The sequence below is a fragment of the Pseudoroseicyclus aestuarii genome (assembly GCF_003217255.1).
Taxonomy (GTDB): domain Bacteria; phylum Pseudomonadota; class Alphaproteobacteria; order Rhodobacterales; family Rhodobacteraceae; genus Pseudoroseicyclus; species Pseudoroseicyclus aestuarii.
In genome coordinates, this window is the sequence record NZ_QJTE01000001.1 from 44,247 (window position 1) to 61,760 (window position 17,514).

The following is a 17,514-nucleotide window of genomic DNA, read 5'->3' on the forward strand; positions in this document are numbered from 1 at the left end:
GCGCCGATATGGGGCGCGAAGAGACACGAGGACGCCCTATGACCACACCCGCACATCCCGCCGCGATGGAGTTCCTGCTCGCGCGCCGCTCGCGCCCCGCCAAGCTGCTGGCCGATCCGGCGCCGGACCGCGAGGCGCTGGCGCCGATCCTGACCGCCGCGCTGCGCGTGCCCGATCACGGCAAGCTGGAGCCATGGCGCCTGATCGTGCTGGAAAAGCCGGCGCTGCGGCGGCTGGCAGCGGCGGCGCAGGCGCGGGGGGAGGCGCTGGGCCTCGAGGCGCGGGACATCGACAAGGTGGTCGCGCAATACGCCGACTCGCCCCTCGCCGTGGCCGTGATCTCGGCCCCGAAGGAGAGCCCCGTGCCGCGGATCGAGCAGCAGCATTCCGCCGCCTGCGTGTGCCTGTCGCTGGTCAACGCGGCCCTCGCCTCGGGCTGGGGCGCAAGCTGGCTGACCGGCTGGGCGATCCATGACGCGACCTTCCGGCGCGAGGCGCTGGATCTGGCAGAAGGCGAGGAGGTCGCCGGCGTGATCCACATCGGCACCGCCCGTTCCGCCCCGCCCGAGCGGCCGCGCCCCGATGTCGCGGCGCTGACGACCTGGCTGGCCGAATGATCCTGCGCGATCTGCTGCGGGTGCTGGGGCAGCTTGGCGATCCGCGCTTCCTGCGGGTGCTGGCGCTGGGCGTCGGGCTGACGCTGGCGCTGCTGATCGGCGCCTGCGCCGCCGCGCTCTGGGGCGCGGGCGCGCTGGCGCCCGAGACGCTGCGCCTGCCGCTGCTCGGCGAGGTTGGCTGGCTCGACGATGCTGCCGGCTGGGGCGCGGCGCTGCTGGTGCTGGGGCTGTCGGTATTCCTGATGATCCCCGTCGCCTCGGCGATCACCTCGATCTTCCTCGATCAGGTGGCGCAGGCGGTCGAGGACCGCTGGTATCCGGGCCTGCCCGCCGCCCATCAGGTCACGCTTTTGCAGGGGCTGCGCGACACGCTCGGCTTTCTGGGGCTGATGCTGGCGCTGAACGCCGGGGTCTTCGCCCTCTCGCTGGTCTTTCCGCCCGCAGGGCCTTTCCTGTTCCTCGGGCTGAACGGCTGGCTGCTGGGGCGGGAATACTTCACCCTCGCCGCCCTGCGGCGCGAGGGGCGGGCGCAGGCGCTGGCCCTGCGCCGCCGCCATGCCGGGCAGATCTGGCTGGCGGGTGTGCTGATGGCGCTGCCGCTGGTGGTGCCGGTGATGAACCTGCTGGTGCCGGTTCTGGGGGCCGCGGCCTTCACGCATCTCTACCACCGCGTCGCCGCGCCGAGGGGAGGGCGATGACGGAGACCTGATCGAAAGGACTCTGGCCGCAGACTGGTTTCGCCGCGGTGCCGAGATTAGGATCCCAGTCATGCAGACAAACGAACCCGCCTATCCCGCCTATGCCCTGCCGGAGCGTGTCGCCGATGGCATCGTCCATGCCTTCGGCGTGGTGCTGGCGATCACCGGCGCGGTGCTGCTGATCGTCTTCGCGGCGCGCCACGGCGGTCTGGGCAGCGGGCAGGTCGCCGCCGTCTCGGTCTATGGCGGCGCGCTGATCGCGACTTTCCTCGCCTCGGCCTGCTACCACATGACCCCGTGGGAGGGGCCGCGTCCCTGGCTGCGGCGGCTGGATCACGCGGCGATCTACCTCAAGATCGCGGGCACCTACACGCCGCTCGTCGTGCTGATCGGCAGCGTCTTCGCCTATTCGATCCTCGCGCTGGTCTGGGCGCTCGCCCTCGCGGGGGCCGTGGTCAAGGTCTTCTTCTGGAGCGCGCCGGGCCGGATGGCGCCGGTGCTTTACCTGATCCTCGGCTGGCTCAGCCTCGCGCTGGTCTGGCCGCTGGCCATGGTGCTGCCGGCGGTGCCGCTGGCGCTGATCGTGGCGGGCGGCCTGCTTTACACGCTGGGCGTGGTCTTTTTCAGCTGGGAAAGCCTGCGCTTCTCGAACGCCATCTGGCACAGCTTCGTGCTGGCGGCCTCGGGCTGCTTCTTCGCCGCCATCGCGCTGGGGCTTCAGGCGCTGGGCTGACCCAGCCCGGGTGTCAGTAACCTGCCTGCGCCGCGGCGCGCCGCACGGCCTCTCGCCTCGCGCCGTTCGGCGGGTGGGTGCCAAGGAAGCGGTTGCCCGGATCGGGGATGCGCAGGAAGAAATCGGCCCCCCGCAGCGGATCGTAGCCGGCCCGCGCCGCAATCGCCGTGCCCATGGTATCGGCCTCAAGCTCGAAATCCTGGCTGTAGCTGCGCGCGCCCACGGCGGCGCCCAGCTGCTGGGCGGCGGCCACGGCCTCGGGGCTGGTCTGCCCGAAGGTGCCGGCCAGCCGGACGAAGACATCGGCCCCGACGGCCGCCGCCTCGTTCTGCCGGTCGAGGTGACCGGCGATGTGGTGGCTCGCCTCGTGCGACAGGATGAAGGCCATCTCGTCGGCATTGTCGACATCGTCCAGCAGCGCCAGCGTGAAGGCGATGACGGGCCGGCCGAAGGCGTCGCGGGTCTGGAAGGCATTGGCCGGGATGCCGGGCCGGTCGTCGACGACGATGCGCAGGTCGCAATCGGTGCCCGGCGCGGCATTGACGCGGCAGAAGGCCTCGGCCACCGGCTCCACCCGGTCCACGACCTCGACGAACATGCGCGCCTTGTCGCGGTCCAGGCCCTCGGGCGCGCCGGTGCCGATGGACTGCGGCTGCGCCTGCGGCGCAGGGCCGGGCGCAGGCGGCATCACGGTGACGCTGCCGCAGGCGGCAAGGGCGAGGCAGACGCAAAGCGTCGGCAGAAGGCGGATCAGGGGCATAGACAGGGCTCCGGCCGGGAGGGGGCGGGACAGCCACCACCATAGGGGCTACGGCAGCAGCAGGCCAGTCCCAGCCGCGTGATCGCCGCGCGCGCTTGCGCCGCCTTCCGCGCCGCCCTAGCATCCAGTCCATGTTCACCATCGAGCACGATTTCGACGCCACGGTCGTCACCCTCGTCGACGAGGGCACGGATACCTCCGGCCCCTTGCAGGAGGACGTGACCGTCAGCGCCTTCGAGGATTGCGTGACCTTCGAGCAATACGATGCCCGCAGCGACAGCGTCGTGCGGATCACCCTCTCGACCGATCAGGCGCGCGAGCTGACCGCCGCGCTGAACCTGCCCGAGGGCATCTACCGCATGAAGAAGCGGGACTGACGGCATGCCCGCGCTGGTTCCGACCGACCATTCCTGCACCGTGACCTGGCTCGGCCGCTCCACCGCGCGCGATGCGCCGCGGGTCCGGGCCGAGGCGGCAGATCACCTGGTGCTGGATTTCGCCGGGGTCGAAGGCGAGGCGCATGCCGGTCTGACCCGCCCCTCCTGCAGCCGCGTCACCCAGCAGCACCCCCGCGGCACCGAGATCCGCAACGTCCGCCAGCTGTCGATCGTCTCGGAGGAGGAGATGGCCCTTATCGCCGCCGAGCTGGACCTCGAGCGGCTGGATCCACTCTGGCTCGGCGCCACGCTGGTGGTCGAGGGGATCGCGGATTTCAGCCATCTGCCGCCTTCGTCGCGGCTGCAGGCGGCAAGCGGGCTGACCCTCTGCATCGACATGACGAACGAGCCCTGCAACATCGTCTCCGCCACCATCGAGGAGGCCCGGCCCGGCCATGGCAAGCGCTTCCGCGCCGCCGCGAAGGGCCGCCGCGGCGTCACCGCCTGGGTGGAGCGGCCGGGCCGGCTCGACCTCGGCAGCGCGCTGCGGCTGCACGTCCCGCGGCAAAGGGCCTGGGCGCCCGGCGGGGCGTCATGACCGGGGCCGGCGCGCAGGTCATAGACGGCAAGGCCATGGCTGCCGATCTGCGCGGGCAGGTCGCGGGCCATGTCGCGCGCCTGCAGACAGAGCATGGGGTGACCCCCGGTCTCGCCGTGGTTCTGGTCGGAGAGGATCCCGCCAGCGCCGTCTACGTCCGCTCCAAGGGCCGGATGACGCGCGAGGTCGGCATGACCGGCTTCGAGCATCGCCTGCCCGCCGAGACGGAGGAGGCGACGCTGCTGCGGCTGATCGGCCAGCTCAACGTCGATCCCAATGTGCACGGCATCCTCGTGCAGCTGCCGCTGCCCGCCCATATCGACGAGGCGCTGGTGATCGGCGCCATCGCGCCGGACAAGGATGTCGACGGCTTTCATGTCACCAATATCGGCCGGCTCGCGACGGGGCAGGCGGCCATGGTGCCCTGCACGCCGCTGGGCTGCCTGATGATGCTGCGCCGCAGCTTGGGCGATCTGTCCGGGCGAGAGGCGGTGGTGATTGGCCGGTCGAACATCGTCGGAAAGCCGATGGCGCAGCTTCTCCTGCGCGAGGGCTGCACCGTTACCGTCGCCCATTCGCGCACCCGCGATCTGCCGCAGGTCGCCCGCCGGGCCGAGATCCTCGTCGCCGCCGCCGGACGGCCGGGGCTGGTCCAGGCAGAGTGGATCAGGCCCGGCGCCACGGTGATCGATGTCGGGATCAACCGCGTCACCGATGCCGAGGGGCAGCAGCGCCTGACCGGCGACGTCGATTTCGCCGCCGCCTCGCAGGTCGCGGCCGCGATCACGCCGGTGCCGGGCGGCGTCGGCCCGATGACCATCGCCTGCCTGCTGGCCAATGCGCTGGCAGCCTGCTGCCGCGCCCATGGCCTGCCCGCCCCCGATGGCCTGACCGCCTGAGCCGCGTTGTCCCCGACCCCTCCGGCCTCGCGCGCCGCATCCCGGGTTTTCTGGTTGCAGATTGGAGATGTCCAGAAATCGTGGTCGTCCGGTATGCTGCCCTTGCCGACAGTCGCCGAACGGAGGTCACTATCTGGTTTGGCGACTGTCCGATTAATGATCGTCATTGGCAGGGCGAGCGTGTCAATATGAGGGGCGCGCGAAACAGGTTTGCAATATGAATTACTTTGATCTTGCTGTACTAGTGATCCTCTCGTCTCTTACGACTTTGGTAATAGACCTCAGTAGGAAATCCGGGGTCCTTGCCGAGCAAGGCAATAAACCTAGAGCGACATTCTTTACACTCGCCGCTGCTGTGCTGCAGGTCGCAACGGTGTTTCTCGCTATTCAAGTCGGATTTCGTCTGTTCTCACTATGAGTCATATTCACTGAAGGCCTTCATCAGAAACTTAGCGTCAGGCAACAAGAGCTCGAAGCCGACATCGGGCCGAGGGCACGGCAACGGGCACCCTTCAGATACACCCCCTAAACATATCCGCGCCGCCTGCCGCCCGCCTTATCGCCGGGCCAGCCGCGCCCGCCCCGCCCCGCCCCGCCTAACCGGCGCCTGCAGCGGCGCCAGCACGGGTCGCGGCCCGGTCAGTACCGCCAGCGCGCCCGGGTTCAGAAGCCCCGAAAGCGGCGGCTGATCGGGCCGCATTCCCCCGGTGTAGGCGCCATAGGCCGGCAGGATCAGGCGGTGCTCGTCAAAGAGGAACGCGCGGCGCGCGGCGCAGCCGGGCAGGGCCAACTTCGGATGCCAATGCCCCGAGACCTCGCCCGAGGGGTTCTGCTCGGCGATATGGACGAAGCGCAGCGGCCCGCGCCTCATCTCGGCCAGATGCGTGCCGCCGAGGGCGAGGGGGCCGGGGTCGTGGTTGCCCTCGATCCACCACCACTGCCGCCCGGCCTGCAGCGCGGCAAGGCTCTCGGCATCCTCGTCCCTCAGCGCCTGCGCCGCCGCCAGATCGTCGAAGCTGTCGCCAAGGCACAGGACCTCCTCGGCACCGGTCGCGGCCACGTCCTGCGCCAGCCGGGACAGCGTCTCGGTCACCTCGTAGGGGGGCAGCATCACGCCGCGCCGCCGGGCCATGCGCTCCGACTTGCCAAGGTGCAGGTCCGCGACGACAAGCAGCCCCTCCTCGGGCCAATAGAGAGCGCCCGATCCGAGGGCCGTCAGCCGCAGCCCGGCAAAGCGGATCTCGATCCCGTTCATGCTGCGTTCCTACCGCCGCGCGGCAGCGGGGTTCAAGAGGCCAGCAGCCGGCGGTAGAGCGCGATCAGCGCCTCCGCCTCCTGCTCGATCCGGAAGTGGTCCAGCACGTGCTGGCGTGCCGCGCGGCCCCGGGTTGCCAGCGCCTCGGGATCGGCCAAAGCGGCTTCCGTCGCCTCTGTCAGCGCCGGCAGATCCTCCGCCGGCACCAGTGTGCCCGTCACGCCCTCCGCGACCAGCTCCTCGAAGGCGCCGACGCGGGTGGCGACGACCGGCACGCCGCAGGCCATCGCCTCGAGCGGGGTCAGCCCGAACCCCTCCCACCGCTGCGGCGCGACGTAGAGGTCGAGCGCCTGGAACCAGGGCGCGATCGAGGGGCCGCTGTCCTCGGGCAGGATATGCAGGCGGTCCGCCAAGCCGGCCTCGGCGATCTTGCGCCTCTGCTCGGCGACGAAGCCTTCGAACTGCGGCGTCACTCCGCCCATGATCACGCCCTGCACCTGCGGGTGACGCGGCAGGATCTCCAGCATCGCATCGACGAAAAGATCGACGCCCTTCTGTGGCCGCACCCGCCCGAAGCAGCCGACCAGCAGCGCTTCCTCCGGCAGCCCCAGCCTGCGCCGCAGCGCCGCGCGATCCGGGGCAGGGGAGAACAGCGCGGTGTCCACGCCGTGGCGGATCACCTGCGCCTCCCGCTCGAGGTAGGCCGCCGCGCGCGAGGATGTCGCGACCACGGCGTCCATCCGGCCGATCAGCCGGCGGGTATGCTTCGAATGGCGGCGCTGGGCGGCGGAGGTGAAGATCAGCTTCAGCCGCTTGCGCAGCAGGTGTTTCAGCGCAAGGCCGGCCAGCATCTCGATATTGCGGCGGGCATGCCAGACGCGGGGGCCCGACGGGCCGCGCCGCGGCATGAGCGCCAGATCGCGCAGGCGCAGGCGCGGGATGCCGTCCGGCAGGACCGGGCCCGCGGCGGCAATGGCGATCTGACGCGCCTGGATCGGCACCAGCCGCAGCACGGTGGAGGTGACGCCAGAATAGCGCCGCTTGAGGTTGGGCGCGATGACCTCGATCTCGCGCGCGTCGCGATAGCTCATGCCGTCTTGCCTTCCGCCAGGGCGTGCAGGGATGCCGCCAGCTCGGCGATCAGGGCATCGCCCTGCCGCGCCGCGCCGCGCGCTGCCGCCCCCCTCTGCCGCAGCACCTCGGGCGCGTCCAGCAGCGCCGCCACGGCATCGGCAAGCGCCTGCGCGTCCTCAACGGTCTCCAGCGCCCCCGCAGCCTCCAGCGCGGCATAGGCCTGCGCGGCGTTCGGCACCTTCGGCCCGGCAAGGATCGCGGCGCCAAGGCTGGCCGGCTCGAAGGGGTTGTGCCCGCCGGCCTCGCCCCAGGACCCGGCGAGGAAGGTGATCGGGCTCAGGCTGTACCACAGCCCCATCTCGCCCAGCGTATCGGCGATCCAGACCTGCGCGGCGCCCGGATCGCCCTCACTGCGGCGGGCCGTGGTCAGCCCCCTCTCATGGGCGAGGGCGGCGATGGCCTCGGCCCGCTCCGGGTGGCGCGGGGCGAGGATCAGCAGAAGGTCGGGCCTGTCCCGCAGCAGGTGCAGATGCGCCTCCAGCACCGGCGCATCCTCCCCCTCGTGGGTCGAACTGGCGCACCAGACCGGCCGGCCCAGCGCGCCGCGCAGCCGCGCAAGCTCGGCGGCATCGACGGGCGGCGGCGCGGCGGCGGACTTGAGGTTGCCGGCCAGCCTGACCTGCCGCGCCCCGAGCGCCGCCAGCCCGTCGCGGGTGGCGGCATCCTGCGCGGCGATCATGTCGAACTGGCCCAGCACATGCGCGGCGCTGCGCGGAAAGCGGCCCCAACCCCTGAGGCTGCGCGCCGAGAGGCGGGCGCCGATCAAGGCCCGCGGGACCCCCGCGCGCGCGCAGGCCTCGAGCGTCAGGGGCCAGATCTCGCTTTCGACGAAGACCGCCAGCGCGGGCCGCCAATGGGAAAGGAACCGCGTCACCGGCGGGCCGTCGAAGGGGGCGAACTGGTGCAGCACCCCTTCGGGCAGGCGCCGCGCCAGCACCTCGGCCGAGCTGGCGGTGCCGGTGGTCACGAGGATGCGATACTCGCCGCGCAGCGCCTCGATCAGCGGCAGGATCGACAGGCTCTCGCCCAGGCTGGCGGCATGAAACCAGATCAGCGGCCCCTCGGGGCGGGGCAGGGTGGCGCGGCCCGCTCGCTCGGCCAGCCGCTCCGGCGCCACCCCCTGCGCGGCAAGCCGCTGCGCCAGCCGCCGCTGGATCAGCGGCTGCCCGAGGCGCGCGGCAAGCCCGTAGGCCCGCAGCAACGGCGGTCTCATCCGCCCGTGTGGCTCATGTGGCGGCTGACCCGGCCCGAGACGTCCTGGCGCGAGTAATCGAAGTCGTGCCCCTTGGGCTTGAGCGCGATGGCGCCGTGGATCGCCTCTTCGAGGGCGGCATCGCTCTCGCTGCCGCGCAGCGGCGCGCGCAGGTCGGCGCTGCCTTCCTGCCCGAGACAGGTGTAGATCTGCCCGGTGCAGGTGACGCGCACGCGGTTGCACCCCTCGCAGAAATTATGGCTGAGCGGGGTGATGAAGCCGATCTTCTGCCCCGTCTCCTCGGCGCGGGCGTAGCGGGCGGGCCCGCCCGTGCTCTCGCGCAGGTCGGTCAGCGTCAGGCTTTCCGCGATGCGGGCGCGCAGATCGCGCAGCGACCAGTACTGGCCAATCCGGTCCTCGTTGCCGATATCGCCCATCGGCATCACCTCGATGAAGGTGATGTCCATGCCGCGCTCGGCGCAGAAGGCCAGCAGCGCCTCGACCTCGTCCTCGTTGAAGCCCTTGAGCGCGACCGTGTTCAGCTTGACCTTCAGCCCGGCGGCCAGCGCGGCGTCGAGCCCGCGCAGCACCTGCGGCAACCGGCCCCAGCGGGTGACGCGGGCGAATTTCTCTTCGTCCAGCGTGTCGAGGCTGACGTTGATGCGCCGCACGCCCGCGGCATAAAGCTGCGGTGCGAAGCGCTCGAGCTGGCTGCCGTTGGTCGTCACGGTGATCTCGTCCAGCGCGCCTGCATCGATGTGCCGCGTCATCCCCTCGAAGAAGGACATGATGCCGCGCCGCACGAGGGGCTCGCCCCCGGTGATCCGCAGCTTGCGCACGCCCAGTCGCACGAAGGCGCTGCAGAGGCGGTCAAGCTCCTCCAGCGTCAGAAGCTCCTTCTTGGGCAGGAACTGCATGGTTTCGGACATGCAGTAGACGCAGCGGAAGTCGCAGCGGTCTGTGACCGAGACGCGCAGGTACTGGATGCGGCGGGCGAAGGGATCGACGAGCTCTGTCATGGACGGAAGGTAGGGTTGCCCCCCGGCCTTGGCAAGCTGGCGCCGAGAGGTGGCGAGGCTGTTGCCGCGCCGGCCCGCGCGGCCTAGCTTGCACGGCATGAAACACATCGCATCCGCCCTTGCCGTCACCCTCGCCCTCGGCGCCTGCGCCCAGGTCGAGCAGGCCTCCGCCCCCGCTCCCGCCGCACCGGCCCCCGCCTCCGACGCGGCGCCGGCGGCCTCCGCCCCCGCGATTACCGCGGGCACGGCCGAGCAGTTCGACACCACCAGCGCGGAAGACCGCGCCGCCGCCACGCAGGCCCCTGCGGAGGGCGCCCAGCGCCTCGGCACCACCGTGGCCTCGCTCGGTGCGCCGACGGAGCCGGGCATCTGGCTCGAGACGCCGCTGGTCTCCGCGGTGACGCCGGGCCGGGTCGAGGCCGCTGGCGGCGCCTCGGTCAACCTCGAACTGCGGCCCTCGGGCGGCAGCGCGGGTTCCGGCAGCCAGATCAGCCTCGCGGCCCTGCGCCTGCTGGAGCTTCCGCTCACCAGCCTGCCCGAGCTGACGGTCTTCAGCCGCTGAACAGACGCCGCCCGCGCCCCCCATCTTCTCTTTGAAAATATCCCGGGGGGCGCGAGGCGCAGCCGAGCGGGGGGCTGGCCCCCCGCCGCGGCCCGGCCCCTATTCCACCGTCACCGATTTGGCGAGGTTGCGCGGCTGGTCGACATCCGTGCCCTTGGCGACGGCGGTGTGATAGGCCAGCAGCTGCGCGGGGATCGCGTAAAGCAGCGGCGCCCAGACCGGGTCGACCTGCGGCATCGCCAGCTCTTCCCAGACACCAGTACCCGCTTCCTCGGCGCCCTTGCGGTCGCTGACAAGCAGCACGCGTCCGCCGCGGGCCATGACCTCCTGCATGTTCGAGACGGACTTGTCGAAAAGCTCGTCGTGCGGGGCGAGGACGATCACCGGCACGCTGTCGTCGATCAGCGCGATGGGGCCGTGCTTCAGCTCGCCCGAGGCATAGGCCTCGGCGTGGATGTAGCTGATCTCCTTGAGTTTCAGCGCGCCCTCGAGGGCCAGCGGATACATCCGCCCGCGGCCCAGGAACAAGATGTCCCGCGCCTCGGCCAGCTTGCGGCCGATACGCTCGGCCTCGGGCTCGATGTCCAGCGCCTGGTGCACGAGGCCGGGAAGGGCGCGCAGCGCGGCGACGAGGCGGGCGTCCTCGGAGCCCGTCAGCCGCCCGCGCGCCCGCGCCGCCTCCAGCGCGAGGCAGGCCAGCACCATGAGCTGGCAGGTAAAGGCCTTGGTCGAGGCGACGCCGATCTCGACGCCGGCGTGGATCGGCAGCACCAGGTCGCTTTCGCGCGCGATGGAGCTTTCGGTGACGTTGACCACCGCGACGAGGCGATCGGCCTTCCCCTTGCAGTAGCGCAGCGCGGCGAGGGTATCGGCGGTCTCGCCCGACTGGCTGAGGAACAGCGCGGCGCTGCGGGCGGGCACGGGCGGCTCGCGGTAGCGGAACTCGCTCGCGACGTCGATATCGACGGGCAGGCCGGCCAGCTGCTCGAACCAGTATTTCGCGACGTGGCAGGCATAATGCCCGGTGCCGCAGGCGATCAGCACCAGCCGGTCGAGATTGGCGAAATCGAGGCCCGGCTCCGGCAGGGTCAGGCTGCCGTCGGGGCGCAGGTATCGCGACAGCGCCTCGGCCAGCACCACGGGCTGCTCGGCGATCTCCTTCGCCATGAAGTGGCGGTGGCCGGCCTTGTCGATGCGCTGCGCGTCGAGGCGGATGGTCCGCACCGCGCGCTGGACCGGGGCGCCGCCCTCATCCCATATCTCGGCGCCCGCCCGCGTCAGCACGGCGAGATCGCCCTCCTCGAGGTAGGTGATCCGGTCCGTCAGGTCGCCGAGGGCGATGGCATCGCTGCCGACGAACATCTCGCCCGTGCCGTGGCCCACGGCCAGCGGGCTGCCCTTGCGGGCGGCGATTATCAGGTCCTCTTCGCCCTCGAAGAGGAAGCACAGGGCATAGGCCCCTTCGAGCCGCGCCAGCACCTGCTGCGCCGCCTCGCGCGGGGACAGCCCCTCGCCGAGGTAGTGATCGCAAAGCAGGGCCACCGTCTCGGTATCGGTCTCGCTGGCAAAGCTGTAGCCGCGCTCGCCCAGCCAGTCGCGCAGGGCGCGGAAGTTCTCGATGATCCCGTTGTGCACGACGGCGACGCGGGGCGTGGCATGGGGATGCGCGTTACCTTCGGTCGCGGCGCCATGGGTAGCCCAGCGGGTATGGCCGATGCCGGACTTGCCGCGCAGCGGCTCGTGCACCAGCAGATCCGACAGGTTCACCAGCTTGCCCACCGCGCGGCGGCGGCCCAGCCGGCCCTCGTCCAGCGTGGCGATGCCGGCGCTGTCATAGCCGCGGTATTCCAGCCGCCCGAGGGCCGAAACGAGAAGCGGCGCGGCCTCGTGCCGCCCGAGGACGCCGACGATGCCGCACATTACGCGTCCCCCTTCGTCCGGGCGGCCTTCTGCGCCCGCAGCTTCTCGAAGAGCCGCCGCGCGAGGCCGGGCTTGTTCACCTGCCGGGCGCGCCCGATGGCCAGATCGCCCGCCGGCACATCGCTGGTGATGACCGAGCCAGAGCCTGTCATCGCCCCGTCGCCGAGGCTCACCGGCGCCACCAGCATGGTGGAGCTGCCGATGAAGGCATCGGCGCCGATGGTGGTGCGATGCTTGAACACGCCGTCGTAGTTGCAGGTGACCGTGCCCGCGCCGATGTTGCTGCGGGCGCCGATATCGGCATCGCCGATGTAGGTCAGGTGGTTGATCTTCGCGCCTTCCGCGACCTGCGCGTTCTTCACCTCGACAAAGTTGCCGATATGCACACCCTCGGACAGCTCCGCGCCGGGGCGCAGGCGGGCGAAGGGGCCGATGGTGCTGCCGCGGCTGACGTGGCAGCCTTCGAGATGCGAGAAGGCGCGGATCGTCACGCCGCTTTCGATGGTGACATCGGGGCCGAAGACGACGTTCGGCTCGATCACCGTGTCGCGCCCGATGGCGGTGTGCAGCGAGAAGAAGACCGTCTCGGGCGCCGCGAGCGTCACGCCGTCCTCTAGCGCGCTGGCGCGGGCGCGGGCCTGAAAGGCGGCCTCGGCCGCGGCCAGCTCGGCCCGGCTGTTGATGCCCAGCGTCTCGGCCTCGTCGCAGCGCACGACGCGCGCGCTCAGGCCGCGCGCACGGGCCACTGAGACGATATCGGTCAGGTAGTACTCGCCCGAGGCATTGTCGTTGCCCACCTCGTCGAGCAGCGAGAACAGCGTGGCGGCATCGGCGGCGACGACGCCGGAATTGCACAGCCCGATGGCGCGCGTGGCCGCGTCGGCATCCTTGTATTCGGTGATGCGCAGCAGGTCGTCGCCCTCGGTCACCAGCCGCCCGTAGCGGGCCGGATCGGCGGGCTCGAAGCCCAGGACGACGACGTCGGCTGCGCGCCGCGCCTCGACCAGCCTTTCCAACGTCTCGGGCGTGATGAAGGGGGTATCGCCGTAAAGGACCACGGCATCGCCTTCGAACCCGTTCAGCGCGGCGCGCGCCTGCATCACGGCATGGCCGGTGCCCAGCTGCTCCTCCTGCCGGGCGCTCAGCGCCTCGTCATCCAGCTTGGCCAGCGCGGCTTCGACCATCTCGGCCTCGTGGCCGGTGACGACGACGGTGCGCTCTGGCTCCAGCGCGCGACCGGCGGCCAGCGCATGGGCCAGCATCGGCACGCCGCCCAGCCTGTGCAGCACCTTCGGAAGATCGGAGTTCATGCGCGTCCCGCGGCCTGCCGCGAGGACGATCAAGGCGGTTGCCATGCCTGTGTCCACTGCCCGTTGTTTTATGTGTTTTCTAGCACCTGTCACGGTGAAGGGGTACCGGCAAGAGATCGTGTCCCATCGCCGCTTCACATTGCCCTTCGCTTCGTTACAGATGACGTCATGACAGAGACCTCCCCCAGATGCGTGATCTTCGACCTCGACGGCACGCTCGTCGACAGCGCCGCCGACATGATCAATGCCGCCAATGCCTGCCTTGAGGGCATGGGCCGCGGCACCCCGCTAGACCCCGAGGGCGACGCCGCCACCGCCTTTCACGGCGGCAGGGCGATGCTGCGGCTGGGGATGCAGCGCACCGGCGGCGAGGACGAGGGGCTGATCGACGCGCATTTCGACGGCTTCCTGCGCGCCTATGGCGAGGCCATCGCGGTGCACACGGTCTTCTACCCCGGCGCGCGCGAGGCCGTGGCCCGGCTGCGGGCGCGGGGCCACAGGGTCGGCATCTGCACCAACAAGCCCGAGGGGCTGGCCGTGCAACTGCTTGAGGCGCTGGGCGCGCGGGATGACTTCGACGCGCTGGTCGGCGCCGATACGCTGCCGGTGAAGAAGCCCGATGCCGCGCCGCTGGTCGAGGCGGTGCGCCGGGCGGGCGGCGATATCGGCCACTGCTGCCTGATCGGGGATACGAAGACCGACCGGCTGACGGCGCAGGCCGCCGGGGTGCCGTCGATCCTGACGACCTTCGGGCCCGAGGGCGCCTTGATGCCCTCACTCGACCCGGATGGGCTGCTGCCCGGCTTCGAGATGCTGGACAGCACGCTCGCCGCGCTGGACTAGGGCCGGATCACTCTTCCGACCAGTCGGTATCCCAAAGCGGCACGGTCGAGATCGCCATCTTGGCCGAGCCTTCGGTCAGCTCGTTCGCATGGGCGAGGTAGATCAGCGTCTGATGCGCCTCGTCGAAGATGCGGGTCACACGCAGCGACTTGAGGATGATCGACCGGCTTTCGCGGAAGACCTGCTCTCCGCCCTCGCCGCGGTCGATGTCGCGGATCACGATGGGGCCGGTCTGGCGGCAGGCGATGGAGGCGTTCGAGGGATCCTCGAACCAGTTGCCCTGGCTGAGGCGGTCGATCAGGCTGCGGTCGAAGTAGGCGATATGGCAGGTCACGCCGTCGACCTCCGGATCCTCGATCGCGTCGATGATGATGTCGTTCCCGACCCAGTCGACGCCGACGCTGCCGACCTCTTCGGCGTGAAGCGGCGTGGCGGTCAGGGCGAGGGCGGCGAGAAGGCGCTTGATCATGTGCCCCGAACGCCCCTGCGGGGCGCCGGTTCCGGGATCAGGCGAGGCCCGCCTCCTCCAGCATCCGGGCGGCCTGCTCCTCGACCAGTCGCTCGCGGCCGCGGCCCTGCACCGGCACGCGCCCCGGCTCCAGCAGCAGCGGCGCGGCGAGCGGGGTGACGCGGTCCAGCACGACGTGATCGACGCGGCCCGCGGTGCGGGAGAGCATCTCCTCGATCCGGCCGAAATCGACGAGGCCGCGGAGCGCTTCTTCGGCGGTGATCTGCAGCATCAGGTGATCCGGGTCGTACTTCACCAGCGTGTCGTAGAGGATGTCGGAGGAGAAGGCCGACTGCCGCCCGGTCTTCTTCGCCTGCGGCGTGTTGCGCTGGATCAGCTGGGCGATATTGGCGCTGGCCTTGAAGGTGCGCTTCATCACCGCGTTGCCCTGCAGCCAGACCTCCAGCCCCTCGCGCAGCGCGCCGGGATCGAAGAGGGGGGCGGGGTCGTCCAGCGGCTCCAGCCCCCAGATCAGCGTGGCGTAATCGGTGGCGACGAAGCCCAGCGGGTTCAGCCCCAGCGCCTCCATCCGGTGGGTCAGGATCAGCCCCAGCGTCTGCTGCGCGTTGCGCCCGGCAAAGCCGTAGACGCAGGTATGGGCGCGCCCGTCGTGGGGAAAGCTCTCGATCAGCAGGCGGTCGCCCTCGGGCAGTTTCGACACATCGCGCTGCAGGCGCAGCCAGTCGCGGGTATGGCCCGGCAGCTCGGGCCAGTCGTCCTGCCGGAACATCCGAAGGATGCGCGCCGAGAGCTGGGTCGAGGTGGCGAACTTCGTGCCCATGAAGGCGGCGATGCGCGGCGTGCGGTCGGGGTTCGGCGAGACGAGGACAGTCATCTCCTTGAGGCTGTCGTAGCGCACGATCTGCCCGCCGATCAAAAAGGTCTCGCCCGGCGTCAGCGTGGCGGCGAACTCTTCCTCGACCTCGCCCAGAAGCTGCTGGCCGCGCCGCATCCGCACCTTGACGAGGTCGGTGCTCTGGATCGTGCCGATGTTCATGCGGATGTCGCGGCTGGCGCGCGGATCGCGCAGTTGCCACTGGCCGTCCGCCCGCTGCAGCAGCCGCTGCCAGCGGTCGTAGGCGCGCAGGGCGTAGCCGCCCGTCGCGCAGAACTCGAGGCAGGCGTCGAAGGCGGCGCGGGTCAGCGTCCGGTAGGCGCCCACGGTCCGCACCTCGTCATAAAGCGCATCCGCCTCGAAGGGCCCGGCGCAGGCGCGGATCAGGATGTGCTGGCACAGCACGTCGCGCGGGCCGGGGCCCTTGGGATCGCCGTCGAGATCGCGCGCCTTCACCGCCTCGAGCGCGGCGACGCATTCGACCACCTCGAAGCGGTTCGCCGGCACCAGAAGCGCCTTGGAGGGCGCGTTGTAGCGGTGATTGGCGCGGCCGATGCGCTGCACCAGCTTCTTGACGTTCTTCGGTGCGCCGACCTGGATCACCAGGTCCACGTCGCCCCAGTCGATGCCTAGATCGAGCGTGCCGGTGCAGACGATGGCGCGCAGGCTTCCCGCCACCATCGCCGCCTCGACCTTTTGCCGCGCCTCGCGCGAGAGGGCGCCGTGGTGGATGCCGATGGGCAGCGATTCGTCGTTCGCCAGCCAGAGGTTGTGAAAGAAGATCTCGGCCTGGGCGCGGGTGTTGTGGAAGATCAGCGTGGTGCGATGCTTCTTCACCTCCTCCAGCACGCGGGGGATGGCATAGGCGGCGCCGCCACCGGCCCAGGGCGGGGGCGCATCGACCTGCAGCATCTCGATATCCGGGTCGGGCCCGGGATCGGCATAGAGGATCTCGCAAGGCGCGGGGGCGGGGGCCAGCTGGGCGGCGAGGGCGGCGGGATCCTCGACCGTCGCCGAAAGGCCGACGCGGCGCAGCCCCGGCGCCATGGCCTGCAGCCGCGACAGCGCCAGCATCAGCTGATCGCCGCGCTTGCTTTCGGCGAGGGCGTGGATCTCGTCCACGATGACCCGGCTGAGGCCCGCGAACATGCGCGGCGCATCCTCGTAGGAGGTCAGCAGCGCAAGGCTTTCGGGGGTGGTCAGCAGGATATGCGGCGGATCGGCGCGCTGGCGCCGCTTGGCGGCCGATCCGGTGTCGCCGGTGCGATCCTCGATCCGGATCGGCAGGTCCATCTCCTGCACCGGGACGGTCAGGTTGCGGCGGATATCGGCGGCCAGCGCCTTGAGCGGCGAGACGTAGAGGGTGTGCAGCCCCTTGTGCAGCCCCTCGGCCAGCTCGACCAGCGTCGGCAGGAAACCCGCCAGCGTCTTGCCGCCGCCCGTGGGCGCGATCAGCATCAGGGCAGGGGCCCCGGCCTGCTCCAGCATGGCGGCCTGATGGGGATGCACCGACCAGCCGCGCCCCGAGAACCAGCGCTCGAAGCGGGGCGGCAGGGGCGTGGCGTCAGGCTTCGGCGCCGCTGGCACCGCCCGCCCCGGGAAGCTTCGCCTGCAATTCCGTGCGCACCCGGTCGGTATAGGCCTGGATGGCGGGATCCTCGATCTCGTCCTCGACCTCGGTCCAGTGCGAGAAGCGCTGGAACAGCGGCTTGAAGGTGTCGATCTCCTCGCGCGTCCAGCCGCTGAGGAAGTCGCTGAGCACGATGTACTTGAACTTGCGCACCGCGGCGACGGCGGCTTCGCCGGCTTCGCTGAGGGTGACCACGCTACGCCGCGCGTCGCGCTGCGAGACCGAGCGCTCGACAAGGCCCATGCGCAGCAGTTCCGTCACCATGCGGCTGGCACGCGAGGGGTCGATGTACAGGCGGGAGGCGATGGTCGAGACCATGACCTCGTCCGTGTCGCAACGGGCGATGGGGCTGTGGATCGCCATCAGCACGTCGAGGTGCGACAGGTCGATCGGCAGCCCGATCTCGCGCAGGGCCCGCTGGCCCAGCTTGCGCCGCCGCAGCTTGATGCGCCAGGCGAGCATCACGCCATCCAGTTCCAGCGCATCCTCCAGCAGGTCACGCTGGATACCCTGGTCCACCAACTGCGCGACGAGTGCTCCGTCCTTGTCCCCCATCGCTTCACTCCTCTCTGCAACTCGTCAACACTGTCATGCGCCGGGCGCGACGTAATGCTGCATGTCACA

The 17,514-nt window shown here is 70.7% G+C and carries 18 protein-coding genes; 8 read left to right on the forward strand and 10 right to left on the reverse strand.

From position 1 onward, the window contains the following. The first annotated feature begins 38 nt into the window (after positions 1–38). The 3 genes from DFP88_RS00230 to trhA all read left to right on the forward strand — a co-directional run bounded on the left by DFP88_RS00230 (position 39) and on the right by trhA (position 2,048). The gene (locus tag DFP88_RS00230) at positions 39–617 is read left to right on the forward strand and encodes a nitroreductase family protein (protein ID WP_110812453.1); all 579 of its coding nucleotides are present in this window, start codon (positions 39–41) and stop codon (positions 615–617) included. After that, entirely contained in the window at positions 614–1,315 is a 702-nt protein-coding gene (locus tag DFP88_RS00235; RefSeq protein WP_110812454.1) for an EI24 domain-containing protein, read from the forward strand. Before DFP88_RS00230 ends, DFP88_RS00235 begins: the two co-directional genes overlap by 4 nt. A gap of 70 nt (positions 1,316–1,385) precedes the next feature. Next, entirely contained in the window at positions 1,386–2,048 is a 663-nt protein-coding gene (gene trhA, locus DFP88_RS00240) for a PAQR family membrane homeostasis protein TrhA (protein WP_110812455.1), read from the forward strand. Between the two features lie 13 nt (positions 2,049–2,061). Here the strand turns inward: trhA and DFP88_RS00245 are convergent, their stop codons facing one another. Continuing rightward, on the reverse strand, positions 2,062–2,808 hold the full coding sequence (locus tag DFP88_RS00245; protein ID WP_110812456.1) for a M48 family metallopeptidase: 747 nt from the start codon (positions 2,806–2,808) through the stop codon (positions 2,062–2,064). 131 nt (positions 2,809–2,939) lie between these two features. Here DFP88_RS00245 and DFP88_RS00250 point away from each other — a divergent pair, with 131 nt between their 5' ends. The 3 genes from DFP88_RS00250 to folD are packed head-to-tail and all read left to right on the forward strand — an operon-like array spanning position 2,940 to position 4,682. Further along, positions 2,940–3,185 carry a hypothetical protein gene (locus tag DFP88_RS00250; RefSeq protein ID WP_110812457.1) on the forward strand — a complete coding sequence of 82 codons (246 nt, stop codon included), beginning with the start codon at positions 2,940–2,942 and terminating at the stop codon, positions 3,183–3,185. A gap of 4 nt (positions 3,186–3,189) precedes the next feature. Further along, positions 3,190–3,783, forward strand: coding sequence for an MOSC domain-containing protein (locus DFP88_RS00255; protein ID WP_110812458.1), 594 nt, complete (start codon positions 3,190–3,192; stop codon positions 3,781–3,783). Continuing rightward, positions 3,780–4,682 (forward strand): bifunctional methylenetetrahydrofolate dehydrogenase/methenyltetrahydrofolate cyclohydrolase FolD, encoded by a 903-nt coding sequence (folD, locus tag DFP88_RS00260; protein WP_110812459.1) that lies wholly within the window; start codon positions 3,780–3,782, stop codon positions 4,680–4,682. Before DFP88_RS00255 ends, folD begins: the two co-directional genes overlap by 4 nt. Before the next feature lie 556 nt (positions 4,683–5,238). Here folD and pdeM read toward each other — a convergent pair. From pdeM to moaA, 4 genes are read right to left on the reverse strand one after another with little or no spacing between them, the layout of a single operon-like run. Further along, positions 5,239–5,937, reverse strand: coding sequence for a ligase-associated DNA damage response endonuclease PdeM (gene pdeM / locus DFP88_RS00265; protein ID WP_110812460.1), 699 nt, complete (start codon positions 5,935–5,937; stop codon positions 5,239–5,241). A gap of 32 nt (positions 5,938–5,969) precedes the next feature. Continuing rightward, a complete protein-coding gene (locus DFP88_RS00270) occupies positions 5,970–7,028 on the reverse strand; it encodes a glycosyltransferase family 4 protein (RefSeq protein WP_110812461.1) in 1,059 nt (352 codons plus the stop codon). Beyond that, a complete protein-coding gene (locus tag DFP88_RS00275; protein ID WP_110812462.1) occupies positions 7,025–8,284 on the reverse strand; it encodes a 3-deoxy-D-manno-octulosonic acid transferase in 1,260 nt (419 codons plus the stop codon). Before DFP88_RS00275 ends, DFP88_RS00270 begins: the two co-directional genes overlap by 4 nt. Next, on the reverse strand, positions 8,281–9,282 hold the full coding sequence (gene moaA / locus DFP88_RS00280; protein ID WP_110812463.1) for a GTP 3',8-cyclase MoaA: 1,002 nt from the start codon (positions 9,280–9,282) through the stop codon (positions 8,281–8,283). Before moaA ends, DFP88_RS00275 begins: the two co-directional genes overlap by 4 nt. A gap of 97 nt (positions 9,283–9,379) precedes the next feature. Between moaA and DFP88_RS00285 the strand changes: the two genes are divergently transcribed. Next, positions 9,380–9,844, forward strand: coding sequence for a D-galactarate dehydratase (locus DFP88_RS00285; protein ID WP_110812464.1), 465 nt, complete (start codon positions 9,380–9,382; stop codon positions 9,842–9,844). Positions 9,845–9,943: 99 nt separating this feature from the next. Here DFP88_RS00285 and glmS read toward each other — a convergent pair whose 3' ends face one another. After that, a complete protein-coding gene (glmS, locus tag DFP88_RS00290) occupies positions 9,944–11,764 on the reverse strand; it encodes a glutamine--fructose-6-phosphate transaminase (isomerizing) (RefSeq protein ID WP_110812465.1) in 1,821 nt (606 codons plus the stop codon). Beyond that, positions 11,764–13,119: a bifunctional UDP-N-acetylglucosamine diphosphorylase/glucosamine-1-phosphate N-acetyltransferase GlmU gene (glmU, locus tag DFP88_RS00295; RefSeq protein WP_110812466.1), complete on the reverse strand. Its 1,356-nt coding sequence runs from the start codon at positions 13,117–13,119 to the stop codon at positions 11,764–11,766. The genes glmS and glmU overlap by 1 nt, the downstream gene beginning before the upstream one ends. Positions 13,120–13,242: 123 nt before the next feature. On the opposite strand from glmU, the gene DFP88_RS00300 reads away from it, so the two are divergent. Next, entirely contained in the window at positions 13,243–13,917 is a 675-nt protein-coding gene (locus DFP88_RS00300; RefSeq protein ID WP_110812467.1) for an HAD-IA family hydrolase, read from the forward strand. Positions 13,918–13,924: 7 nt separating this feature from the next. On the opposite strand, the gene DFP88_RS00305 is transcribed toward DFP88_RS00300, so the two are convergent. From DFP88_RS00305 to DFP88_RS00315, 3 genes are read right to left on the reverse strand one after another with little or no spacing between them, the layout of a single operon-like run. Continuing rightward, positions 13,925–14,386 (reverse strand): CreA family protein, encoded by a 462-nt coding sequence (locus DFP88_RS00305; protein WP_181418523.1) that lies wholly within the window; start codon positions 14,384–14,386, stop codon positions 13,925–13,927. A 37-nt stretch (positions 14,387–14,423) separates the two neighbouring features. Next, positions 14,424–16,847: a ligase-associated DNA damage response DEXH box helicase gene (locus tag DFP88_RS00310; protein ID WP_245904608.1), complete on the reverse strand. Its 2,424-nt coding sequence runs from the start codon at positions 16,845–16,847 to the stop codon at positions 14,424–14,426. Further along, complete coding sequence (locus tag DFP88_RS00315) at positions 16,825–17,445, reverse strand: MarR family winged helix-turn-helix transcriptional regulator (RefSeq protein WP_110812468.1); 621 nt, start codon at positions 17,443–17,445, stop codon at positions 16,825–16,827. Before DFP88_RS00315 ends, DFP88_RS00310 begins: the two co-directional genes overlap by 23 nt. Between the last annotated feature and the right edge of the window lie 69 nt (positions 17,446–17,514).